Origin of the sequence: Micrococcus sp. UYEF5 (assembly GCF_040546065.1) — a bacterium.
Lineage (GTDB): Bacteria > Actinomycetota > Actinomycetes > Actinomycetales > Micrococcaceae > Micrococcus > Micrococcus luteus.
On the sequence record NZ_JBEPNB010000002.1, the window covers coordinates 104,453 to 124,196 of the forward strand.

Consider the following 19,744-nt stretch of genomic DNA (forward strand, 5'->3'; position numbering starts at 1 on the left):
CCTCTCGTGCGGTGCTCCGTGCGCCGGGGAGCCGACGCGCGCTCCATCCTCGCATCCGGCGGGCACGTCCGGGAGCATCCGCGTCGCCGCGGCGTCCGGGCCCGGCGGGGGTACCGTGGTGCGGTGGCCACGCTGTCCTCCCTCCTGCGCCGCGGCCTCCTCGGTCGCCCCGTGACGTCGCACGCCGCCGACGAGCCCCGCATGAACCGGTGGCGGGCGCTGCCCGTGACGTCGTCGAACGCCCTGTCCTCCCTCGCCTACGCCCCGGACGAGGTCATCCTCACCCTGGTCGCGGCCGGCACGTCCGCGCTCGCGCTCGGACCCGCCGTCGGCTGGGCCGTCGTCGCGGTGATGCTGCTCATCGTCGTGTCCTTCCGCGCCGCGGTCGCCGCCGTTCCGCACGGCGGCATCTATCACATGGCCGGCATGAAGCTGGGCCCGAGGGCCGGCGTCGTCGCCTCGGCCGCGCTCCTGCTGGACTTCGTGTTCACCGCCGCGGTCTCCGTGGCCGCCTTCGCCCACTTCGTGGCGGCGCTGGCCCCCGGACTCACCGTCGGCAGCCGCGTGCTGGTGGCCTCGGCCGCGCTCGTGGGCGTACTGCTGGCCGCGCTCCGCGGGGTGCGGCTGTCCCGGTGGGTGCTGCCCGTGCTCGTGAGCGTGTTCGTCGCCCTGACCGCGCTGCTCGTCCTGGCGGGCCTGTGGCAGGAGGGCCGTGGGCTGCTCGGCGCGGCGCCGACGGCCGGCTGGACGCAGGAGGGCGCCGGGGTCGGCGGGACCGTCGGCACCGTGGCGACGGCGCTGCTCGCCCTGCGCGCGTTCAGCGCGGGATCGGTGCTGCTCACCGGCGTCGAGGTGCCGGTCTCGAGCACCCGCCTGATGGCCCGGCCGGCCGTGCCCACGGTGCGGTGGGTGCTCACCGTGATGGCCCTCACCCTCGGCGCGCTGACCGTGGGCGTCATGCACCTGGCTCAGCGCACCGGCGTCGTCGTCGGGCTGGAGCTGGAGAACCTCCGGGACGCCGCGGGTGCCGAGGTCACGCCCGACCGCGCCCCCGCCCCCGTGCTCGCCCAGCTCGCGGACACCGTGTACGGCCCGGGCAGCATCCTGTCCGTCGCCACCATCGCGGCCACCGCCCTGCTCCTGCTGTTCGCGGCCAAGTCGGCGTTCCGCTCGTTCCCCGCCCTGGCCGCGCGCGTGGCCGAGGACGGCTACCTGCCCCGGCAGCTGAGGGTCCGCAGCGACCGGCTGGTGCACACGTGGAGCGTCCTCGGGATGGGGGCCGTGGCCCTCTCGCTCGTGCTGTTCTTCGAGGCCCGGACCGCCCTGCTCGTGCAGCTTTACGTCATCGGCGTGCTGCTGGCCTTCACGCTCGCGCAGGCCGGCATGCTGCGGCTGTGGCGCCGCCGGCTCGTGCACACACCGGGCGCCCGGGCCCGCGCGGCCGTCCGGCTGCGCCTGATCATCACGGCGGTGGCCTGGGTGGTCACGGCGCTGGCGGGCGTCGTCGTCCTGGTCACCCGCTTCACGCAGGGCGCGTGGGTGGCGCTGCTGGCGATCGTGCTCGGCTCGCTGGTGATGGGGCGGATCCGCCGCCACTACGCGGACGTGGACCGCGAGCTCGCACCGGACCCCCAGGACGACGCGCGGGCCCTGCCCTCGCGGGTCCACGTGGTGGTCGTCGTGACCACGCTGGACCGGCCGGCGCTGCGGGCGCTGGCCTACGCCCGCGCGTCGCGGCCGTCCTCCCTCGAGGCCGTCGTCGTGGACGCCGAGCGCGCCGCCACCCTGGAGGTGATCGACGCCTGGGAGCGTGCCGGCCTGCCGATGTCGCTCACCGTGATCGCCTCGCCCTACCGCGACACGGTGGCCCCCCTGGTGCGGCATGTGCGCGAGCACCGACGCCGCTCCCCGCGGGACCTGACCATGGTGTTCATCCCGGAGTACGTGGTCCGGCCGGGCTGGCGCACGCTCCTGCACAACCGGACCGCCACCCGCCAGACGCGGCGACTGCAGCGGGAGCCGGGCGTGATGGTGGGCTCGGTGCCGTGGCAGGTCCACGAGGGCCAGGGCTCTTGACCGCCCCGGCGCCCCCGGGGAGCGGCGGATGACGCCGTCCGACGGCGCGCCCACGATCGAGGCGACACAGCCGCATCGGTCTGCAAGGATGATGATGATCTGACCAGTCGATGCTCAGGGCAAGACCTGAAGCGCGCTGCGATGCGAGAGGAGCCAGACATGGCAGTCGTCGACACGTCCACAGACGTCACCGGGATCGGGAGGACCATCGAGGTGGAGGTCGGGGCCATGGCCCACGGCGGCCACTGCGTGGCCCGGCACGAGGGGCGGGTCGTCTTCGTGCGCCACGCCGTGCCCGGCGAGAAGGTCCGGGTGGCCCTGACCGAGGCCGAGGACGGGGCCCGCTTCTGGCGCGGCGACGTCGTGGAGGTGCTGCGGCCCTCCGAGTTCCGCCGCATCCACCAGTGGAAGCTCGCGGACATGCTGCGCGCCCACGCCTCGGGTCGCCCGCCCGTGGGCGGCGCCGAGTTCGGCCACATCGTGGTCCCGCACCAGCGCCGGCTCAAGGCCCAGGTCTTCCGGGACACGGTGCACCGCATCGCCGACCTCGCGGTGGAGCCGGAGGTGTGCTTCGCCGGCTCCGAGGACGAGCCCACCGGCCAGCGCTGGCGGACCCGGAACGCGTTCGCGGTGACCCCCCAGGGGCACATCGCGATGCACGCCTACCGTTCGGCGACCCTCCTACCCGTGCGCAACATGCCGCTCGGCGTGCCGGCCCTCGATGCGCTCGCCCTGTGGGACTGGGACTTCACCGGAGCCGCCCGCGTGGACGTCGCGACGCCGGCCTCCGGCTCCCGCCCCCTCGTGCTGGTGACGCCCACCCCGCAGACGCGGGCGGACGAGGTCAAGCTCGGCCGGCTGCGCACCCGGATCCGCCAGGCGGCCAATGCGTGCGGCGTGGACGTCTCCACCGGCCTGGCCCTGCCCGGCCCGAAGCAGTTCCAGCCGGTCAAGGTCGAGCGCATCACCGGCAAGACCTGGGTCGAGGAGACCGTGGAGTCCGAGCGCGGCGGCACCAAGCGCTTCCGCGTCACGGGTGACGGCTTCTGGCAGGTCCACCAGCACGCCCCGGCCACCCTCGTGGACGCGGTGCTCGAGGACGCGCGCGTCGAGCCGGGCCAGGTCGTGGCCGACCTCTACGGCGGCGCCGGCCTGTTCAGCGCGTACCTGGCGGACGCCGTGGGACCCGAGGGCCGCGTGTACTCGGTGGAGGCCTTCCGCCAGGCCTCGAAGGACGCCCGCCGCAACCTGCACGACCAGCCGCAGGCCTCGGTGCTCAACGGCCCCACGGACAAGGTGCTCGGCAGCTGGCTGAAGTACCCCGAGCGTCCCGTGGCGGACGGCGGCCTCGGCGGTGCCGCGCTGGACACCGTCGTCCTGGACCCGCCGCGGGCGGGCGCGGGGCGGCGGGCGATCGAGCGCATCCTCGCGCTCGAGCCGGGCCGCATCGTGTACGTCTCGTGCGACCCCGCCTCGTTCGCCCGCGACCTGGCGTGGCTGCGCGACGGCGGCTACGAGGTGGAGCGCGCCCGCGTGTTCGACCTCTACCCGGACACCCACCACCTCGAGTCGGTGACCGTGCTGGTGCCGGCCGCCCAGAGCGCCCCGGCCGCGGCCGTCGTCGAGATCTGACCCGGCATCCGCGCGGCGGCCTCCGGGCCGCCGCGCGCCATGCCCGCGTCACACGCGACCGGCGCGGTACCCTGGGACACAGTGCGGCACCTGTGACGCAGACGACGCCCGTCCCGGACGGCGCGCGGTCCGCGGCCGCGGGTGACCACCCCCCACTGGACGAGCGCCCGGAGGAAACCGGGCGGGAAGAGGAGTCCTCTCGTGACCACCGTCGACAGCTTCGGCTCCAAGGGCGTCCTGGACGTCAAGGGAGCCGAGTATGAGATTTTCCGTCTGAACAAGGTCGAGGGGGCGCAGAAGCTGCCCTACTCCCTGAAGGTGCTGCTGGAGAACCTGCTGCGCACCGAGGACGGCGCCAACGTGACCGCCGACCAGATCAAGGCCCTGGCCGCCTGGGACCCGAACGCCCAGCCGGACACAGAGATCCAGTTCACGCCGGCGCGCGTGATCATGCAGGACTTCACCGGCGTGCCCTGCGTCGTGGACCTGGCCACCATGCGTGAGGCCATCCAGGACCTGGGCGGCGACCCGGAGCGCGTGAACCCGCTCTCCCCGGCCGAGCTCGTGATCGACCACTCCGTGCAGATCGACTCCTTCGGCAACGACGCCGCCATCGAGCGGAACATGGAGATCGAGTACGAGCGCAACGGCGAGCGCTACAAGTTCCTGCGCTGGGGCCAGACCGCCTTCGACGACTTCAAGGTCGTCCCCCCGGGCATGGGCATCGTCCACCAGGTCAACATCGAGAACCTGGCCCGCACCGTGATGACCCGCGAGGTCGACGGCGTGCTGCGCGCCTACCCGGACTCCTGCGTCGGCACCGACTCGCACACCACCATGGTCAACGGCCTGGGCGTGCTCGGCTGGGGCGTCGGCGGCATCGAGGCCGAGGCCGCGATGCTCGGCCAGCCCGTGTCCATGCTGATCCCGCGGGTCGTGGGCTTCAAGCTGACCGGCAGCATCCCCTCTGGCGCCACCGCGACCGACGTGGTGCTGACCATCACCGAGATGCTCCGCCAGCACGGCGTGGTCGGCAAGTTCGTCGAGTTCTACGGCGAGGGCGTCGGCTCCGTGCCCCTGGCCAACCGCGCCACCATCGGCAACATGTCGCCCGAGTTCGGCTCCACCGCCGCGATCTTCCCGATCGACGAGGTCACCCTCGACTACCTGCGCCTGACCGGCCGCTCCGAGGAGCAGGTCGCCCTCGTGGAGGCGTACACCAAGGAGCAGGGGATGTGGCACGACCCGTCCTCCGAGGTCGCCTACTCCGAGTACCTCGAGCTGGACCTGTCCACCGTGGTGCCCTCCATCTCCGGCCCGAAGCGACCCCAGGATCGCATCGAGCTCACCGACTCCAAGGACCAGTTCCGCAAGGACCTGCACAACTACGCCACGCAGGACGAGGCCGGCGAGGGCCGCCCGTCCAAGCTCGTGGACGTGGCCATGGCGGACGGCCGCCAGTTCCAGCTGGACCACGGCGCCGTGTCCATCGCCTCGATCACCTCGTGCACCAACACGTCCAACCCGTCCGTGATGATGGCGGCCGGCGTGCTGGCCCGCAACGCGGTCGCCAAGGGCCTGAAGTCCAAGCCGTGGGTGAAGACCTCCGTGGCCCCGGGCTCCCGCGTGGTGACCGACTACTACGAGAAGTCCGGGCTGCGCGAGTCCCTCAACGACCTCGGCTTCAACGTGGTCGGCTACGGCTGCACCACCTGCATCGGCAACTCCGGCCCGCTGGAGTCCGAGATCTCCGAGGCCATCCAGGAGAACGACCTGTCCGTGACCGCGGTGCTCTCCGGCAACCGCAACTTCGAGGGCCGCATCAACCCGGACGTGAAGATGAACTACCTGGCCTCCCCGCCGCTGGTGGTCGCCTACGCCCTGGCCGGCACCATGGACTTCGACTTCGAGAACGAGGCCCTGGGCCAGGACACCGAGGGCAACGACGTCTTCCTCAAGGACATCTGGCCGGACCCGACCGAGGTCCAGAAGATCATCGACGCGTCGATCGACACCGAGATGTTCACCTCGCAGTACGCCACGATCTTCGACGGCGACGAGCGCTGGCAGTCCCTGGAGACCCCCTCGGGCTCCACCTTCGAGTGGGACGAGAAGTCCACCTACGTGCGCAAGCCCCCGTACTTCGAGGGCATGACCATGCAGCCGGACCCGGTGTCGGACATCTCCGGCGCCCGCGTCCTGCTCAAGCTGGGCGACTCCGTGACCACGGACCACATCTCCCCGGCCGGCTCCTTCAAGTCGGACACCCCGGCGGGCCGCTACCTGCTGGAGAACGGCGTGCAGCGCAAGGACTTCAACTCCTACGGCTCCCGTCGTGGCAACCACGAGGTGATGATCCGCGGCACGTTCGCGAACATCCGCATCAAGAACCAGCTGCTCGACGGCGTGGAGGGCGGCTTCACCCGCGACTTCACCCAGGAGGGCGCCCCGCAGGCCTACGTGTACGACGCGGCGCAGAACTACGCCGAGCAGGGCACCCCGCTGGTGGTCCTGGGCGGCAAGGAGTACGGCTCCGGCTCCTCCCGTGACTGGGCGGCCAAGGGCACGGCGCTCCTGGGCGTCAAGGCCGTGATCACCGAGTCCTTCGAGCGCATCCACCGCTCGAACCTCATCGGCATGGGCGTGCTGCCGCTGCAGTTCCCCGAGGGTGAGAACGCCGACTCGCTGGGCCTGACCGGCACCGAGACCTTCGACATCTCCGGCATCACCGCCCTCAACGAGGGCACCACGCCGAAGACCGTGAAGGTCACGGCCACCGGCGAGGACGGCAAGGTCACCGAGTTCGACGCGGTCGTCCGCATCGACACCCCCGGTGAGGCCGAGTACTACCGCAACGGCGGCATCCTGCAGTACGTGCTCCGCCAGATCGCCTCGAAGGCCTGATCCACGGGACACCGCCCGCGCGCGGGCATCACGACGGCGGCCCGCCGCCCTCCGCACGGAGGGCGGCGGGCCGCCGTCGTCGTGGGCGCCGGGGCCGACGCCGGTGCACGACCGCTCTTCATCCCCCAGCGCAGGGACCGTCCAACCCTTGGGCCAGACGGTCCTCGGGCGTGTCTGACAATGAAGCCGGGGGAAGGCCGGCACCCTCGAAGACACGGTCCCGGTTCCAGATGCTCTCCCACGCCCCCACAGGCCGGCAGGGCCGGCCGTTCGCCGATGCCCTCACGATGGTCGACGCCATCATCCACCGGTACAGGTGCTTCGATCCCCTGGCGGGACCTGCCCGAGGTCTCCGGGCCCTGGCTGAGTCGTGTGGACCTGGCACGGCCGCATGGCCGAAGAGGGCACCTGGGACACGGTGCTGGCAACACTGACCGCCGCAGCGGATGCCGAAATCGTGATCGATTGGTCGGTCTCGGTGGACTCCACGATCGCCCGCGCCCATCAGCACGCGAGGAACACCACCCGGCTCACGGGGGGCTGGATCGAACGACAAGGAATCCGCGTGAAGAGCCCGCCGACCACGGCCTCGGGCGCTCACGGAGCGGGCTGAGCACGAAGACCCATCAGCTGGTCGACGGTGCTGGGCGAGAGGGCGTACTCATCGCGGGCGATCGGCACCCATCTGCGCGCCGGTGGCATCGAGGCCGTCCTCCCCAACCGGCTGACCAGCAGGGCCACCGCAGACGCCGCGGCTCGGCCGGCGGCCGAACCGCGGGCCTGGACGTGGACGCTTACACGGGCCGGAACGTGATCGAGCGCCAGGACGCGCACCTGCAGCAATGGCCGGGCCTGGCGAGCACGTACGACAAGTACGCGATCGTGGACCGGGCTGCCGTGGTCCTGAATGCTGTGCTCGCGTGGTCAACGGCATTGTCGGACACGCCCGAGTGGCGTGTTCGAACGGATCGACGATCCAGGTCAAGTGCTCGAGAAGCTCGGCGAGGCTCAGCACCGGCAGGTATGAGCGTGAGGACCTGGACAGAGAGGATCCCCCGAAATGCACGTCGTGAAGCGGCGTGAGCGATGTAGTGCTCTTCAGTTGGCACTGGTTGATATTGGTCGACGAGGCTTCAGCCCGGTGTGGTGATGCCCTGCGATGACTCTGAAGCCGGCTCTCGGGCGAATCCTCACATCGGGACGCCGAGACCCTGTGGGAGTCCAAGGATGGGACGTCTCGACGCCTGATCTGTCGCCGCTGCAGAGGAGCATGAGGCCTGGGCCTCAAGCCAACTGAAGACCGGTCAAGCAGGTGGGGTCGTCGGGGCGGGTCGAGATGGCCTTTTTCGCGGTGCGGCCTTCAGCTGAGACAGTGAGAGTAGCGTCAATTCCACGCGGCAGCCAGACCCCGACGAATCCGTTGTCGTACGTCGTCAGCGTTTCATCGAGGAGGGTCTCCCCGGACGTCGCCTCGACCACGGTGACGTGGACGTCAGTATTGGCGAGTTCGCCGGTGCAGGTCGTGAGGCTGTGGAAGTAGCATTCGTGAGTCTGGCTGCGATACGGGGCGATAGAGACGTAGAACTCGTCTTCTGGCATCGGCACGGTGGTCTGATTGTTCTGATCGTCGGTCAGTACAAGCTGGTCGGGTTCAATCGACGCGATGAATTCAGACGAGCGATCTGTCACCTTCGTTGAGTCGAGGCGCGTGATGATCTCGCGAGCATTCAATCCGTCTAGATTGTGCTCGACCACCAGTGAGTGATCGGATCCTGCATCAGCGGACGGTCCCGCATCAGCACAGCCGCTGAGCAGGAGGACGGCGCTGGTCGCCAGACCGGTCAAGGCCGCGCAGATCCTCAGGCGGCTCCTGGAGGACTGGATCGGAGCAACAATGGCAAGTGGCATGCCCAACTCTTTTCTCAGGTGAACGTGTTCATGTCGTCAGGTTAGACAGAAGGCATCCCGAGTTCGCCGGTGCCCAGGGCGCGACGAGGTGCAAAGCACGCCTGCCCGGAGACATCAAGAGCCTTGTCCTGATCTGGGGTCCACCGGTCCGAGGCACCCTGTGTCGAAGACATCGGCTGGTGTCAGGAGCGCACGAGGCGATTGATGGCGTCGCTGGCCTCCTGGATCTTGGCGATGGCCGCGTCTTCATCGCCTTTCTTGGCGGCGTCGAGCACGCAGTGCTTGAGGTGGTCATCGAGCAGACCGGTCGCCACTCCTTGCAGGGCGCGGGTGAGGGCCGAGACCTGGGTGAGGATGTCGATGCAGTACTTTTCGTCGTCGATCATCTTCGTGATGCCGCGGGCTTGGCCTTCGATACGCTTCATGCGGTTGCGGTAGCGGTCCTTGACACTGATGTAGCCGTACCGGTGGGCTCCGGTGTCGGTACCGGTCTCATCGGCTGCAGTTTCAGTGGTCACGGGTGTGTCCTTCACTTCTGGTGCTCCAGGACGGAGCGGGTGCTGGCAGCTGGGGCGAGGTCGATGCGACGCAGCAGCTGGGCGTTGAGCGCGACGACGACGGTGGAGATCGACATCAGGATCGCACCTACTGACATCGGCATGACGAAGCCGACGGGTGCGAGCACGCCAGCCGCGAGCGGCACAGAGAGCAAGTTGTACCCTGCAGCCCACCACAGGTTTTGCCTCATTCTACGGTATGCGGCACGGGAGAGCTGGATCACCGAGAGCACGCTACGCGGGTCGGAGCTGGCGAGGATGACACCTGCAGAGGCGATGGCGACGTCGGTGCCGGCCCCGATGGCGATGCCGACGTCGGCCTGGGCCAGGGCAGGGGCGTCGTTGACGCCGTCGCCGACCATGGCGACCTTCTTGCCCTCCTTCTGCAGCTGGTCGACCTTGGCGGATTTGTCCCCGGGGCGGACGCCGGCGAAGACCCGGTCGATGCCGAGCTCTCTTCCCACCTCGTTCGCCACGGCTTCCGCGTCGCCGGTGATCATGACGACCTCGACGCCGAGCTGATGGAGCGCATCGACGGCGTCGCGGGACTCTGGGCGAACCTCGTCGGCGAGCTTGAGACCGCCGATGACCTTGCCGTCGCGGAGGACGTGCAGGATGATCGCACCCTCTGCCCGCCATTCGTCGGCGACACCGATCTCGTCCTGGCCGGTCTCCTCGAGCAGACGGGGTCCGCCGACGCGGATCTCATGGTCGGCCACCGTCGCGGTGACGCCGACCGCCGGGGAGGAGGTGAACCCGCTGGCCGGTTCGACGGCGAGGCCCTTCTCCTTGGCGGCGGTGACGATGGACCGGGCGAGGGGGTGCTCACTGTCGGCCTCGGCGGAGGCGGCCAGGGCGAGGAGCTGTGCGGCATTCAGGCCGCCGGTCGGCTCCACCCCGGTGACGGTGGGCTCGCCCTTGGTCAGGGTGCCGGTCTTGTCGAAGAGCACCGCGTCGACCTGGCGCATGGACTCCAGGGCGAGGCGGTCCTTGATCAGGACGCCGCCGCGGGCGGCGCGCTCGGTGGCGATGGACACGACCAGAGGGATCGCCAGACCCAGCGCATGGGGGCAGGCGATGACGAGGACAGTGATGGTGCGAACGACCGCGTCGTCGGGGAGCCCGAAGAGCGTCCAGACGACGGCGGTGATCAGCGCAGCTCCGAGGGCGAACCAGAACAGCAGGGCCGCAGCCCGGTCGGCGATGCGCTGGGCACGGGAGGATGAGCCCTGCGCCTCGGCGACGAGCCTGTTGATGCCCGCCAGAGCCGTGTCGTCGCCGGTGGCGGTGATCTCTACGCGCAGGCCGGAGTCGGTGGCCACGGTGCCGGCGGTGACGTTCTCGCCCTCGCCGCGGGCGACGGGGTGTGATTCGCCGGTGATCATGGACTCGTCCATGTCGGCGCGGCCGTCGACGATGGTGCCGTCGGCGGGGACGCTGCCGCCAGGCCGGACGATGACGACGTCGCCGACGCGCAGCTCTGCCGGGTCGACCTTGACGACGTCGTCTCCCTCTATACGCTCAGCCTCGTCAGGGAGCAGCGCGGCGAGGGAGTCCAACGCCGAGGTGGTCTGGGCCAGTGAGCGCATCTCGATCCAGTGGCCCAGCAGCATGATGACGATCAGCAGCGCCAACTCCCACCAGAACTCGAGCTCGGGGTGGACGAGACCGACAGTGGCGGCCCAGGAGGCGAGGAACGCTACGGTGATGCCGAGCGCGATGAGCAGCATCATCCCCGGCTGGCGGCTTTTCAGCTCGCTGACAGCACCGGTGAGGAACGGGGTGCCGCCCCAGGCCTACATGACGGAGCCGAGGACTGCGGCGACCCAGCCCGCCCAGCTGGGGACCGAGTAGCCCAGGAGCATGGCGAACATGGGGGAGAACGCGACCACCGGGATGGCGATGATCAGGTTGATCCAGAACAGCCGCCGGAACTGGCCGACGTGGTCGCCGTGGCCCGCGTGACCACCGCCGTGATGACCGTGCCCGGCGTGGTCACCGTGTTCCATGGTGTGGTCTTCGTTCTCGGCGCGCGAGTCGTCACGGTGGCCGGACTCGGTGGTCGCGACGCCGGCGTGGTCATGGTGATGCGTGGTCGGGTCCGTCATGCTCTTCGCTTCCCCTCGTCATTCCCCGATCTTTCCTTCGATCGGGTCGTATTTCGCCGCGGACCTTCAGCGCGCCCGCGGCGATCGGCTCAGGAGGCCGGCTTGAGCTCGCTCTCGACGACCCACTTGTGGTTGGTCATCGTCATGCCGTCGGACTCGTAATCGACCATGTAGACGGTCTCCTCGGTGGAGGAGGCGATGGTCGCCTTCGCGCCCTTCATGCCTTCCATGTGTTCGGCCTCGAGAGTGACCTCGGTGCCGTCGGCCAGACGTTCATCTCCGGCGTCCTTGATCTCCTGCTGGACGACCCACTTGTGGTCCTTGACCGGCTCCCCGCCTGCGGACGGCGTGAAGTCCACCGCATAGGTGTACGTGTCGTACGCGCCGGCGATCGTCGCGTTCGCACCGTCCATGCCCTCCATGTGGTCGGCGGTGAGCGTGACCTCGGTGCCGACCGGGTATGTGGGCGACGCAGCCGTCTCGATGCCCTCGGGGGCGGGGCCGCCGTCCATCGGATGCTCCATCCCGCCGCTGTCAGAGCTGCTGCCGTGGCCCTCGTGCTGGCTGGTCGTCGAGGGGGTCCCTTGGTCCTGGTCGCCGCCGGTGCTGCAGCCGGTGAACACGAGCGCTCCTCCGAGCACTCCTGCGGCGACGGTGGTCATGAGGTGCTTGCGCATGAAGTCTCCTGTTCGTTCTGGTCCAGTCAACGCTATACCCCTCCCGGGTATCAAGTCGATGTCGATCGGCGGGCATGGAATCGCCCGGCCAAGATCCAATCGACCCGGGGTGGCAGCGCTGAGGCTGCGATGGAGAACATCGGCTCGGCGGCTCTGGTCGCAGATGGAATCGAGGCCCGAACGGACGGGCTCACCTCGCTCGCCGTCGTGACGGGATCGGCTGCGTCGTCTCGTGAACATCACCGTGGTGAGAAGACGATCCCAGTACCGCCGATCACCCAAGAGAAATTGGTCTTGTACGGTTGCATCGTCGGGCGTCCCATCGAGACAGGGATCCTGAGAGCCGACGGAAGCTGTGCAACTATCGCCAGGCAGAGCGAAGCATGTCTCAGTACGTGCTCCGTCAGATCGCCGCGAAGGCCTGATCCACGGGGCCCGCCCGCGCGGGCCGCCGCCCGCGTCCCGCCCGGGTGCGGAGCCGCGGAGTAGGCTGGTCGCACCATGGAACATCTGCCCCCCACGAGCCCCGGCGCCCCGCTGCTGCCGCAGATCGCCCGCCCGGCGGACCTGTCGGCCCTCACGGAGGACCAGTTGACCGCGCTGGCGGCGGAGATCCGCGCCTACCTGATCGCCCACGTCTCCAAGACGGGCGGCCACCTCGGACCGAACCTGGGCGTCGTCGAGCTGACGCTGGCCGTGCACCGCGTCTTCGAGTCGCCGAAGGACGCGGTCATCTTCGACACGGGTCACCAGTCGTACGTGCACAAGCTGCTCACCGGACGCCAGGACTTCACGACGCTCCGCCAGGAGGGCGGTCTGTCCGGCTACGGCGACCGCACGGAGTCCGAGCACGATGTGGTGGAGTCCTCGCACGCCTCCAGCTCGCTCTCCTGGGCGGACGGCATCGCGCGGGCCTGGGCGCAGACCGGGCAGGGGGACCGCACCGTGGTGGCCGTGATCGGCGACGGTGCGCTCACGGGGGGCATGGCCTGGGAGGCCGTCAACAACATCGCCGCCGGCCGGGACCGGCGCGTGGTGATCGTCGTCAACGACAACGGCCGCTCGTACGCGCCCACCGTGGGCGGCGTCGCCGAGCACCTGGGCGGACTGCGCCGCGGGGTGCTGGACAAGGTGCGCACCCACCACCGCTACGAGCAGACCCTCGACTACCTCAAGCACCGCCTCCAGGAGGCCGGCCTCGCGGGCGAGCTGGTGTACCGGCCGCTGCACGCGGCGAAGAAGGGTCTCAAGGACCTCTGGGCGCCGCAGGGCCTGTTCGAGGACCTGGGCATGAAGTACATCGGCCCGGTCGACGGCCACGACCTCACCGCCATGGAGGAGGCCCTCGAGGACGCGCGGGCGTACGGCGGGCCCGTGATCGTCCACGCGATGACCGAGAAGGGGCACGGCTACGCGCCGGCGGTCGCGCACGAGGCGGACCAGTTCCACGCGATCGGCGTGATCGACCCCTCCACGGGCGAGCCCATCACCTCGTCGACGGCCCAGTCCTGGACCTCCGTGTTCGGCGAGGAGATGGTCGCGATCGCGGATGAGCGGCCGGACGTCGTGGCCATCACCGCCGCCATGCAGAACCCCGTGGGCCTGGCCCCGATGGCGCTGGCCCATCCGGACCGGGTGTTCGACGTCGGCATCGCCGAGCAGCACGCGGTCACCTCGGCCGCCGGCATGGCCTTCGGTGGTCTGCACCCCGTGGTGGCCGTCTACGCGACCTTCCTCAACCGCGCGTACGACCAGGTGCTCATGGACGTGGGCCTGCACCGTGCAGGCGTGACGTTCGTGCTGGACCGCGCGGGCGTCACCGGGCCGGACGGCCCGAGCCACCACGGCATGTGGGACCTGGCCCTGCTGCAGTCGGTGCCGGGGCTGCGGATCTCCGCGCCCCGCGACGCGGACACGCTCCGGGAGGAGCTGCGCGAGGCCGTCGCCGTCGAGGACGCGCCCACCGTGGTGCGGTTCGCGAAGGGCTCGGTCGGCGAGTCGGTGCGCGCCCTGGAGCGGTTGTCGGACGGCACGGACGTGCTCGCCCGGCGGGGCGAGGCCGGCGGACGCGACGGCGCCGAGCGGGACGTGCTGATCGTGGCGGTGGGCGCGATGGCCGAGCTCGGCCTCGACGTCGCCGAACGGCTCGAGCGGCACGGCATCAGCGCCACGGTGATCGACCCGCGGTGGGTCCTGCCCGTGGCCCGGTCCGTGATCGACACGGCCGCCCGCCACCGGATCGTCGTGTGCCTCGAGGACGGGGTGCGGGCCGGCGGCGTCGGCTCGCGGATCCGGCAGGAGATGCGCGCGGCCGGCGTGGACACCGCCCTGAACGAGGTCGGCCTGCCGGTCGAGTTCCTCGCCCACGGCAGCCGCGAGCAGGTGCTGGCCCGCGTGGGCCTCACCGCGCAGCGCATCACCCAGGACACCGTCGCCCAGGTCCTCGGCGCCAAGGTCCCGTACGCCCGGCCCGTCCCCGAGGACGCGGCCGCCCCCCACCACCAGGAGCAGGCATGAGCATCGTCCGGCTGTACCGTGAGAGCGTCGGCGACGACGGCGCCCGCCTCTTTGAGTACCGCGAGGCATGGGCCGACGCGGAGGCCGGGGAGTTCGTGGTCCACCACGGCCGGGTCGGCCAGCCCGGCACCGTCGGGGAGCAGCCCCTGGCCGACCAGGCCGAGGGTGATCAGCTGCTGGCCGCGTTCGTGGCGCAGGGCGCGGAGGAGGGCTTCGCCGAGGCGGACCCCGCGACCTTCGCCGTGCTGCCGGTGGCCTACCGGCTCCGCGGCCGGGAGGCCACGGCGATCGAGCGGCGCACCGTCGAGCGGCTGCGCGTCGAGATGACCCACCAGCTGGCCTGGCGCGGTCTCGGCGAGGTCGAGGACGTCGTCGAGGAGGTCGGTGCCCTCGTGCTGCGCGTCCGGACCCCCCACGCCCGCAAGGCCGCCGCCGAGATCCCGGCGGCCGCCAAGCGCGCCGACGGCGTGCAGCCGAACAAGGTGGACGTCCGCACCGCAGAGCAGGAGGGCTGACCCGTGCGCCACACCCGTCTCGGCCGCTCCGGGCTGACCGTCTCCGTCGTCGGCCTGGGGTGCAACAACCTCGGCCGCCCCGGCACCGCCACGCTGGAGCAGGCCGGCACCGACGACGTCGTCCACGCCGCGCTCGACGCCGGCATCACCTTCTTCGACGTCGCCGACGTCTACGGCGCCGAGCCCGGCCTGTCCGAGGAGCGGCTCGGCCGCGCCCTGGGCGCCCGCCGCGACGAGGTGGTGATCGGCACCAAGTTCGGCATGGACATGGGCGGTGTCGCCGGCGACGACGGCGGCGCGCGGGGCTCCCGCCGGTACATCGTGCGCGCCGTCGAGGACTCCCTGCGCCGCCTCGGCACCGACTGGATCGACCTCTACCAGTTCCACACCCCGGACCCGGCCACGCCCATCGAGGAGACCCTCCGCGCGCTCGACGACCTCGTGCGCGCCGGCAAGGTCCGCTACGTGGGCCACTCGAACCGGGCCGGGTGGCAGATCGCCCAGGCCGAGTACGTGGCCCGCGAGCTGGGCGTGGAGCGCTTCGTGTCCGCGCAGAACCACTACAACCTGCTGGACCGCCGGGCCGAGCTCGAGGTGGTCCCGGCGGCGGCCGAGTTCGGGCTCGGCGTCCTGCCGTACTTCCCGCTGGCCAACGGGCTGCTCACGGGCAAGTACTCGCAGGGCGACGCCCCCGAGGGCTCGCGCCTGTCCCACGTGCGCCAGCACATGGTGGCCGACGCCGACCTGGAGCAGCTGGCCGCCTTCGGCCGGTTCGCCCGGGAGCGGGGGATCACCGAGGTCCAGGCCGCGATCGGGTGGCTGGCGGCGCAGGGACCGGTGTCCTCCGTGATCGCCGGCGCCACCCGTGCCGCGCAGGTCGTGGAGAACGCGGCGGCGGCCGACTGGCTCGCCACCGCGGAGGACCTGGCCGAGCTGGACGCCCTATTCCCGGGCCCGGAGAAGGTCGCGCTCTTCTGATGGCCGGCGCGCTGACCGGCGCGGCCGCCGCGACCCCGCTCGTGCCGACGCCGGGGGAGGCCGCCCTGGGCTGGACCGTGTCCGTCGTGGCCGGTGCGCTGTGGGTGGCCGGCTTCGTCTCGCTGGGCCGCAGCCCCCTGGACGCCCGGGCGCGCCTGCCGTGGGTCGGCCTCATGCTGCTGCTGCCGGTGCTGGGGGCGCTCATCTGGTTCTGGTGGCGGCACCGCTACTACCCGGCGCGGCGGCGCGAGCAGCCGGCGTGGGACCCCAACGACCGCTCCGCCGTCGTGGTGCCCCCGCGCCGGCGCTACGGCGCGCCGGAGGAATGAGCCGGGCTCAGAGCTTGACGACGATGCGGTCGTCGACGACGGCCGCGTCGTAGTCCATGAGGGCCTGGCGGGCCGGGCCGCCGAACGGCTTGCCCGAGGTGACGTCGAAGTGCGAGCCGTGGCAGGGGCACGCGTAGGCCGGGCCCTCCTGCCGGTCCACGACCTGGAGCAGGCAGCCCTGGTGCGTGCACACGTTGGTGAAGGCGGTCACCGTGGTCTCGTCCACGCGGTGCATCATCAGGGTCCGGCCCTGCACCTGGACCTCGCGGGACGCGCCCACGGGCAGCTCGGCGGCGGGCAGCGCGTCGACGGCGTCGGAGCCGGTGTAGTGGTCCTGCGCGGTGTCCTTCTCGCGCAGCTGGTCCGTGCAGCCGGTCAGCGCGAGTGCGCCGGCGCCCGCGGCGGCGACGGCGGCGCCGCGGCCCAGGACGGTGCGGCGCGAGGTGTCCGGGCGGGCGTGGCCGCCGCAGCAGGCGGACCGGGAGGAGTTCGGGGTGAGGGGGGAGTCCTGCGTGGTCATCGACCCATTATCGCCCGCGGCGAGGGCGGATGCGACCGGGCCCCACGGGTGCGAGGATCGAGGGGACGGACCCCCGAGCCCCAGGAGCACCGCCGTGACCGACCCCGCCCCGCGCCCCACCGGCGCCGCCCGCTTCGACCTCACCCCCTTCGAGCGGTGGGAGGCCGTGACCCTCGACGACGTGCACGTCGGCTTCCTGCACCGGGTGCTGGAGGACGGCGTGCTGACCACCCGGACGGGCTTCGCCCCCACAACCGCCCAGCGCGCCGCCCGCGACGGTCTGCCGGAGCGCTACCTCGCCCAGACGCAGGTCGGCTTCACGCCCGACGGGGACGGCTGGGCATGGACGACCCACGAGGACTCCGCCGGAGCCCAGCGGGTGCGCATCGACCGTGAGCGGGCCGGCATCGACGCCGCGGTGCTGCCCTCGTACGCGGAGTACCTCCTCCTCGCGCGGGTGGCCGCCGAGGGCCCGCTCGCCGTGGACCGGCTCGAGGAGGCCTCGCCCCTGCAGGGCGGGCTGCGCGTGCCCCGCGCCGAGCTGCGCCCGGCGGACGCGGGCGGGTCGGACGTGCGGGTGGCCGTCGTCGCGGACGGCGTGGAGCTGGGGGCGCACCTCGTGCGCGAGGGCGCCGTGGTCGCCTCCGACTGGGGCGGGGGCACCGCCTCGACCCCCGTGGCCGACCAGGCCGCGGCGACCGCCGGGCTCGACGCGCACGTGGTGACGTTCGCCGGGCTGCCGATCGCCTGAGCCGTGGGCCGGGCCGTCGCGGACGGCCCGGCCGGGGCCGGTCAGGCCTGCGCGGCCGGGTGGAAGCGCCGCCCGTTCACCCGCTCGGCGGCCCCGCAGTCGTCCAGGTACGGCGTGATGCCGCCCAGGTGCAGGGGCCAGTTGGCGCCGAGGATCATGCACAGGTCCACGTCCTCGGGGGCCGCGACGACGCGCTCGTCCAGGAGCAGGCCGATCTCCTCGGCCAGCGCGTCCTCGACCCGGCGCAGCAGCTCCTCGGAGGTCTGCGGGGTCGAGCCCTGCTCCAGCAGGGCCGCGGTCGCCTCCGGGATCTGCTCGCCGGTCGCGCCGGCGGCCTCCTCGTCGCGCCGGTCCGGGCGGACGTCCTTGGCCCAGATCGCGGTCTTGCCGGCGTCGATCAGGCGCTGCAGGTTCGCCGAGACCGGGAAGCGCTCCGCGCCGAAGGACGCGGAGAGGGACTCGGACACGTGCTGGGCCACGGGGATGCCGACCATGGCCAGGAGGGTGAACGGCGTCATCGGCAGGGCCAGCGGGTCCAGCGCGTGGTCGGCCTCGTGCGCGTCGGTGCCCTCGTCGAAGGAGTTCTGCACCTCGCCCATCATGCGCAGCAGGACGCGGTTGACCACGAACGCGGTGGCGTCGTGGACGAGCACGCCGGTCTTGCGGAGCCGGCGGGTCAGTTCGAACGCGGTGGCCACGACCTCGTCCGTCGTCGCCTCGGTCCGCACGATCTCCACGAGCGGCATGACCGCCACCGGGTTGAAGAAGTGGAAGCCCACGAGGCGCTCGGGACGCTCGAGGACCTCGGCCATGGCGGCCACGGACAGGCTCGAGGTGTTGGTCATCAGGATGGCGTCCTCACGCACGATGCCCTCGAGCTCGCGGAAGACGGTGCGCTTGACCTCGAGCTCCTCGAAGACGGCCTCGATGACGATGTCGGCGTCCGCATACACGGCTTTGTCCGTGTCCGCGGTGATCAACCCGGCCAGGGCCTGGCCGTCCTCGGCGGAGAGCCGTCCACGGGAGACCATCTTCTCGACCTGCGCGCGCACGCCCGCCAGGCCGCGCTCGACACGCTCGGCGTCGACGTCCGTCATCACGACGGGCACCCGCAGGTGCCGGGCGAAGACGAGGGCGAGCTGGCCGGCCATCAGGCCCGCACCGACGATGCCGACCTTCCGGACCTCGCGGGCGAGCTCGCGGCCCGGGTCGCCGGCGGGGCGCTTGGCGCGGCCCTGGACGAGGCCGAGGAACGCGTACACGGTGCGGCGGAACTCGGGGGAGTGCAGCAGCGTCCCGAGGGCGTCCGCCTCGGCCTGGGCGGACTCGGCGCGGGTGCGCGTGCGGGCCCCGGTGAACAGGGCCTCCAGGTGACGGCGCGCCGGCAGGTGGCGACCGGGACGGGCGGCCTGCAGCCGCTCCAGCGCCGCCAGGGCGCGGTCCCAGGCGGCGTCGGACACGTCGCGGTCGCGGTGGGCGGCCAGTTCGGCCGCCACGGACTCGTCCCCGGTGACCAGGGCGGCGGCGAGCTCGAGGCCGGCGTCGAGGAGGTCCCCCTCGACGATCCGGTCCATGAGCCCCAGCCCGTGCGCCGCGCGGGCGTCGAGCATGCGGTTGTCGTCGAGGGGGTTCTTCAGCACGACGTCGACGGCGGCCTCCGGGCCGATCAGGTGGGGCACGCGCCACACGCCGGACCAGCCGGGGATCAGGCCGAGCCGGACCTCGGGCAGGCCGAAGCCCTTCGCGTCGGCGGCCACCACGCGGTGTCCGGCGGCCAGGGCCAGCTCGAGGCCGCCGCCGAGGGCGAGGCCGTTCACGAGCGCGACCGTGGGGATCTCGAGGGCCGCGAGCCGGTCGTAGACGGCGTGGCCGAGCAGGGCCAGGTCGCGGCCGACGTCGTCGGTGATGCTCGCGATCAGGGACAGGTCCGCCCCGGCCGCGAAGGTCCCCTCCACGCCGGTCACGGCCAGGGCCTGGATCTCGCCCGCGGCGGCCCGGGCGGCCTGCTCGTCGAGGACCCGGCCGAGGCCGAGGAGCGTGGCCGGGCCCAGGGTCGCGGGCCGGCGGGGTCCCTGCCCGTTGTCCAGCGTGAGCAGCGCGAGCGTGCCCGCACCCTCGGGCAGGGCGTGGTCGGTCACGGTGACGGTGGTGACGACCTCATCCGGGGCCAGGGCGGGCAGGTGGTCGAAGGAAGCAAGAGAAACGGATGTCATGCGGGTCACACTACCGGCGAGTAGCCTCCGCGTCGACGCGACGCGACGGACCGATCCGG

13 protein-coding genes and 2 pseudogenes are annotated in these 19,744 nt (G+C 71.7%); 9 read left to right on the forward strand and 6 right to left on the reverse strand.

Annotation, left to right across the window (positions count from 1 at the left end; translation table 11 throughout):
- Window positions 1-123: 123 nt before the first annotated feature.
- The 4 genes and pseudogenes from ABIB16_RS02525 to ABIB16_RS02540 form a co-directional block, all read left to right on the forward strand.
- Window positions 124-2,076, forward strand: a complete 1,953-nt coding sequence (locus ABIB16_RS02525) for an APC family permease (protein ID WP_036382845.1) — start codon at window positions 124-126, stop codon at window positions 2,074-2,076.
- Between the two features lie 159 nt (window positions 2,077-2,235).
- On the forward strand, window positions 2,236-3,708 hold the full coding sequence (locus ABIB16_RS02530; RefSeq protein WP_354436036.1) for a class I SAM-dependent RNA methyltransferase: 1,473 nt from the start codon (window positions 2,236-2,238) through the stop codon (window positions 3,706-3,708).
- Window positions 3,709-3,909: 201 nt separating this feature from the next.
- Window positions 3,910-6,612, forward strand: a complete 2,703-nt coding sequence (acnA, locus tag ABIB16_RS02535; protein WP_354436037.1) for an aconitate hydratase AcnA — start codon at window positions 3,910-3,912, stop codon at window positions 6,610-6,612.
- A 230-nt stretch (window positions 6,613-6,842) separates the two neighbouring features.
- Window positions 6,843-7,560, forward strand: a pseudogene (locus tag ABIB16_RS02540) (transposase); the annotation flags it as partial.
- A gap of 336 nt (window positions 7,561-7,896) precedes the next feature.
- On the opposite strand, the gene ABIB16_RS02545 reads toward ABIB16_RS02540, so the two are convergent.
- From ABIB16_RS02545 to ABIB16_RS02560, 4 genes and pseudogenes are all read right to left on the reverse strand, one after another.
- Window positions 7,897-8,520, reverse strand: a complete 624-nt coding sequence (locus ABIB16_RS02545; protein WP_095694653.1) for a CueP family metal-binding protein — start codon at window positions 8,518-8,520, stop codon at window positions 7,897-7,899.
- A gap of 182 nt (window positions 8,521-8,702) precedes the next feature.
- Complete coding sequence (locus tag ABIB16_RS02550) at window positions 8,703-9,038, reverse strand: metal-sensitive transcriptional regulator (RefSeq protein ID WP_280790510.1); 336 nt, start codon at window positions 9,036-9,038, stop codon at window positions 8,703-8,705.
- Window positions 9,039-9,049: 11 nt separating this feature from the next.
- Window positions 9,050-11,185 (reverse strand): annotated as a pseudogene (locus ABIB16_RS02555) (heavy metal translocating P-type ATPase).
- 89 nt (window positions 11,186-11,274) lie between these two features.
- Window positions 11,275-11,862 carry a YdhK family protein gene (locus tag ABIB16_RS02560; protein WP_041103644.1) on the reverse strand — a complete coding sequence of 196 codons (588 nt, stop codon included), beginning with the start codon at window positions 11,860-11,862 and terminating at the stop codon, window positions 11,275-11,277.
- Between the two features lie 501 nt (window positions 11,863-12,363).
- On the opposite strand from ABIB16_RS02560, the gene dxs reads away from it, so the two are divergent.
- From dxs to ABIB16_RS02580, 4 genes are read left to right on the forward strand one after another with little or no spacing between them, the layout of a single operon-like run.
- Window positions 12,364-14,379 (forward strand): 1-deoxy-D-xylulose-5-phosphate synthase, encoded by a 2,016-nt coding sequence (gene dxs / locus ABIB16_RS02565; RefSeq protein ID WP_052520056.1) that lies wholly within the window; start codon window positions 12,364-12,366, stop codon window positions 14,377-14,379.
- Window positions 14,376-14,894 carry a hypothetical protein gene (locus ABIB16_RS02570; protein WP_041103646.1) on the forward strand — a complete coding sequence of 173 codons (519 nt, stop codon included), beginning with the start codon at window positions 14,376-14,378 and terminating at the stop codon, window positions 14,892-14,894. Before dxs ends, ABIB16_RS02570 begins: the two co-directional genes overlap by 4 nt.
- Before the next feature lie 3 nt (window positions 14,895-14,897).
- The gene (locus ABIB16_RS02575) at window positions 14,898-15,872 is read left to right on the forward strand and encodes an aldo/keto reductase (protein WP_041103647.1); all 975 of its coding nucleotides are present in this window, start codon (window positions 14,898-14,900) and stop codon (window positions 15,870-15,872) included.
- A complete protein-coding gene (locus ABIB16_RS02580) occupies window positions 15,872-16,201 on the forward strand; it encodes a PLD nuclease N-terminal domain-containing protein (RefSeq protein WP_020627854.1) in 330 nt (109 codons plus the stop codon). The genes ABIB16_RS02575 and ABIB16_RS02580 overlap by 1 nt, the downstream gene beginning before the upstream one ends.
- Before the next feature lie 7 nt (window positions 16,202-16,208).
- On the opposite strand, the gene ABIB16_RS02585 is transcribed toward ABIB16_RS02580, so the two are convergent.
- Window positions 16,209-16,721 carry a Rieske (2Fe-2S) protein gene (locus tag ABIB16_RS02585; RefSeq protein ID WP_078025486.1) on the reverse strand — a complete coding sequence of 171 codons (513 nt, stop codon included), beginning with the start codon at window positions 16,719-16,721 and terminating at the stop codon, window positions 16,209-16,211.
- Between the two features lie 94 nt (window positions 16,722-16,815).
- On the opposite strand from ABIB16_RS02585, the gene ABIB16_RS02590 reads away from it, so the two are divergent.
- Window positions 16,816-17,472: a hypothetical protein gene (locus ABIB16_RS02590; RefSeq protein ID WP_078025485.1), complete on the forward strand. Its 657-nt coding sequence runs from the start codon at window positions 16,816-16,818 to the stop codon at window positions 17,470-17,472.
- A gap of 41 nt (window positions 17,473-17,513) precedes the next feature.
- Here the strand turns inward: ABIB16_RS02590 and ABIB16_RS02595 are convergent, their stop codons facing one another.
- Window positions 17,514-19,685, reverse strand: coding sequence for a 3-hydroxyacyl-CoA dehydrogenase NAD-binding domain-containing protein (locus tag ABIB16_RS02595; protein ID WP_208857715.1), 2,172 nt, complete (start codon window positions 19,683-19,685; stop codon window positions 17,514-17,516).
- Window positions 19,686-19,744 lie beyond the last annotated feature (59 nt).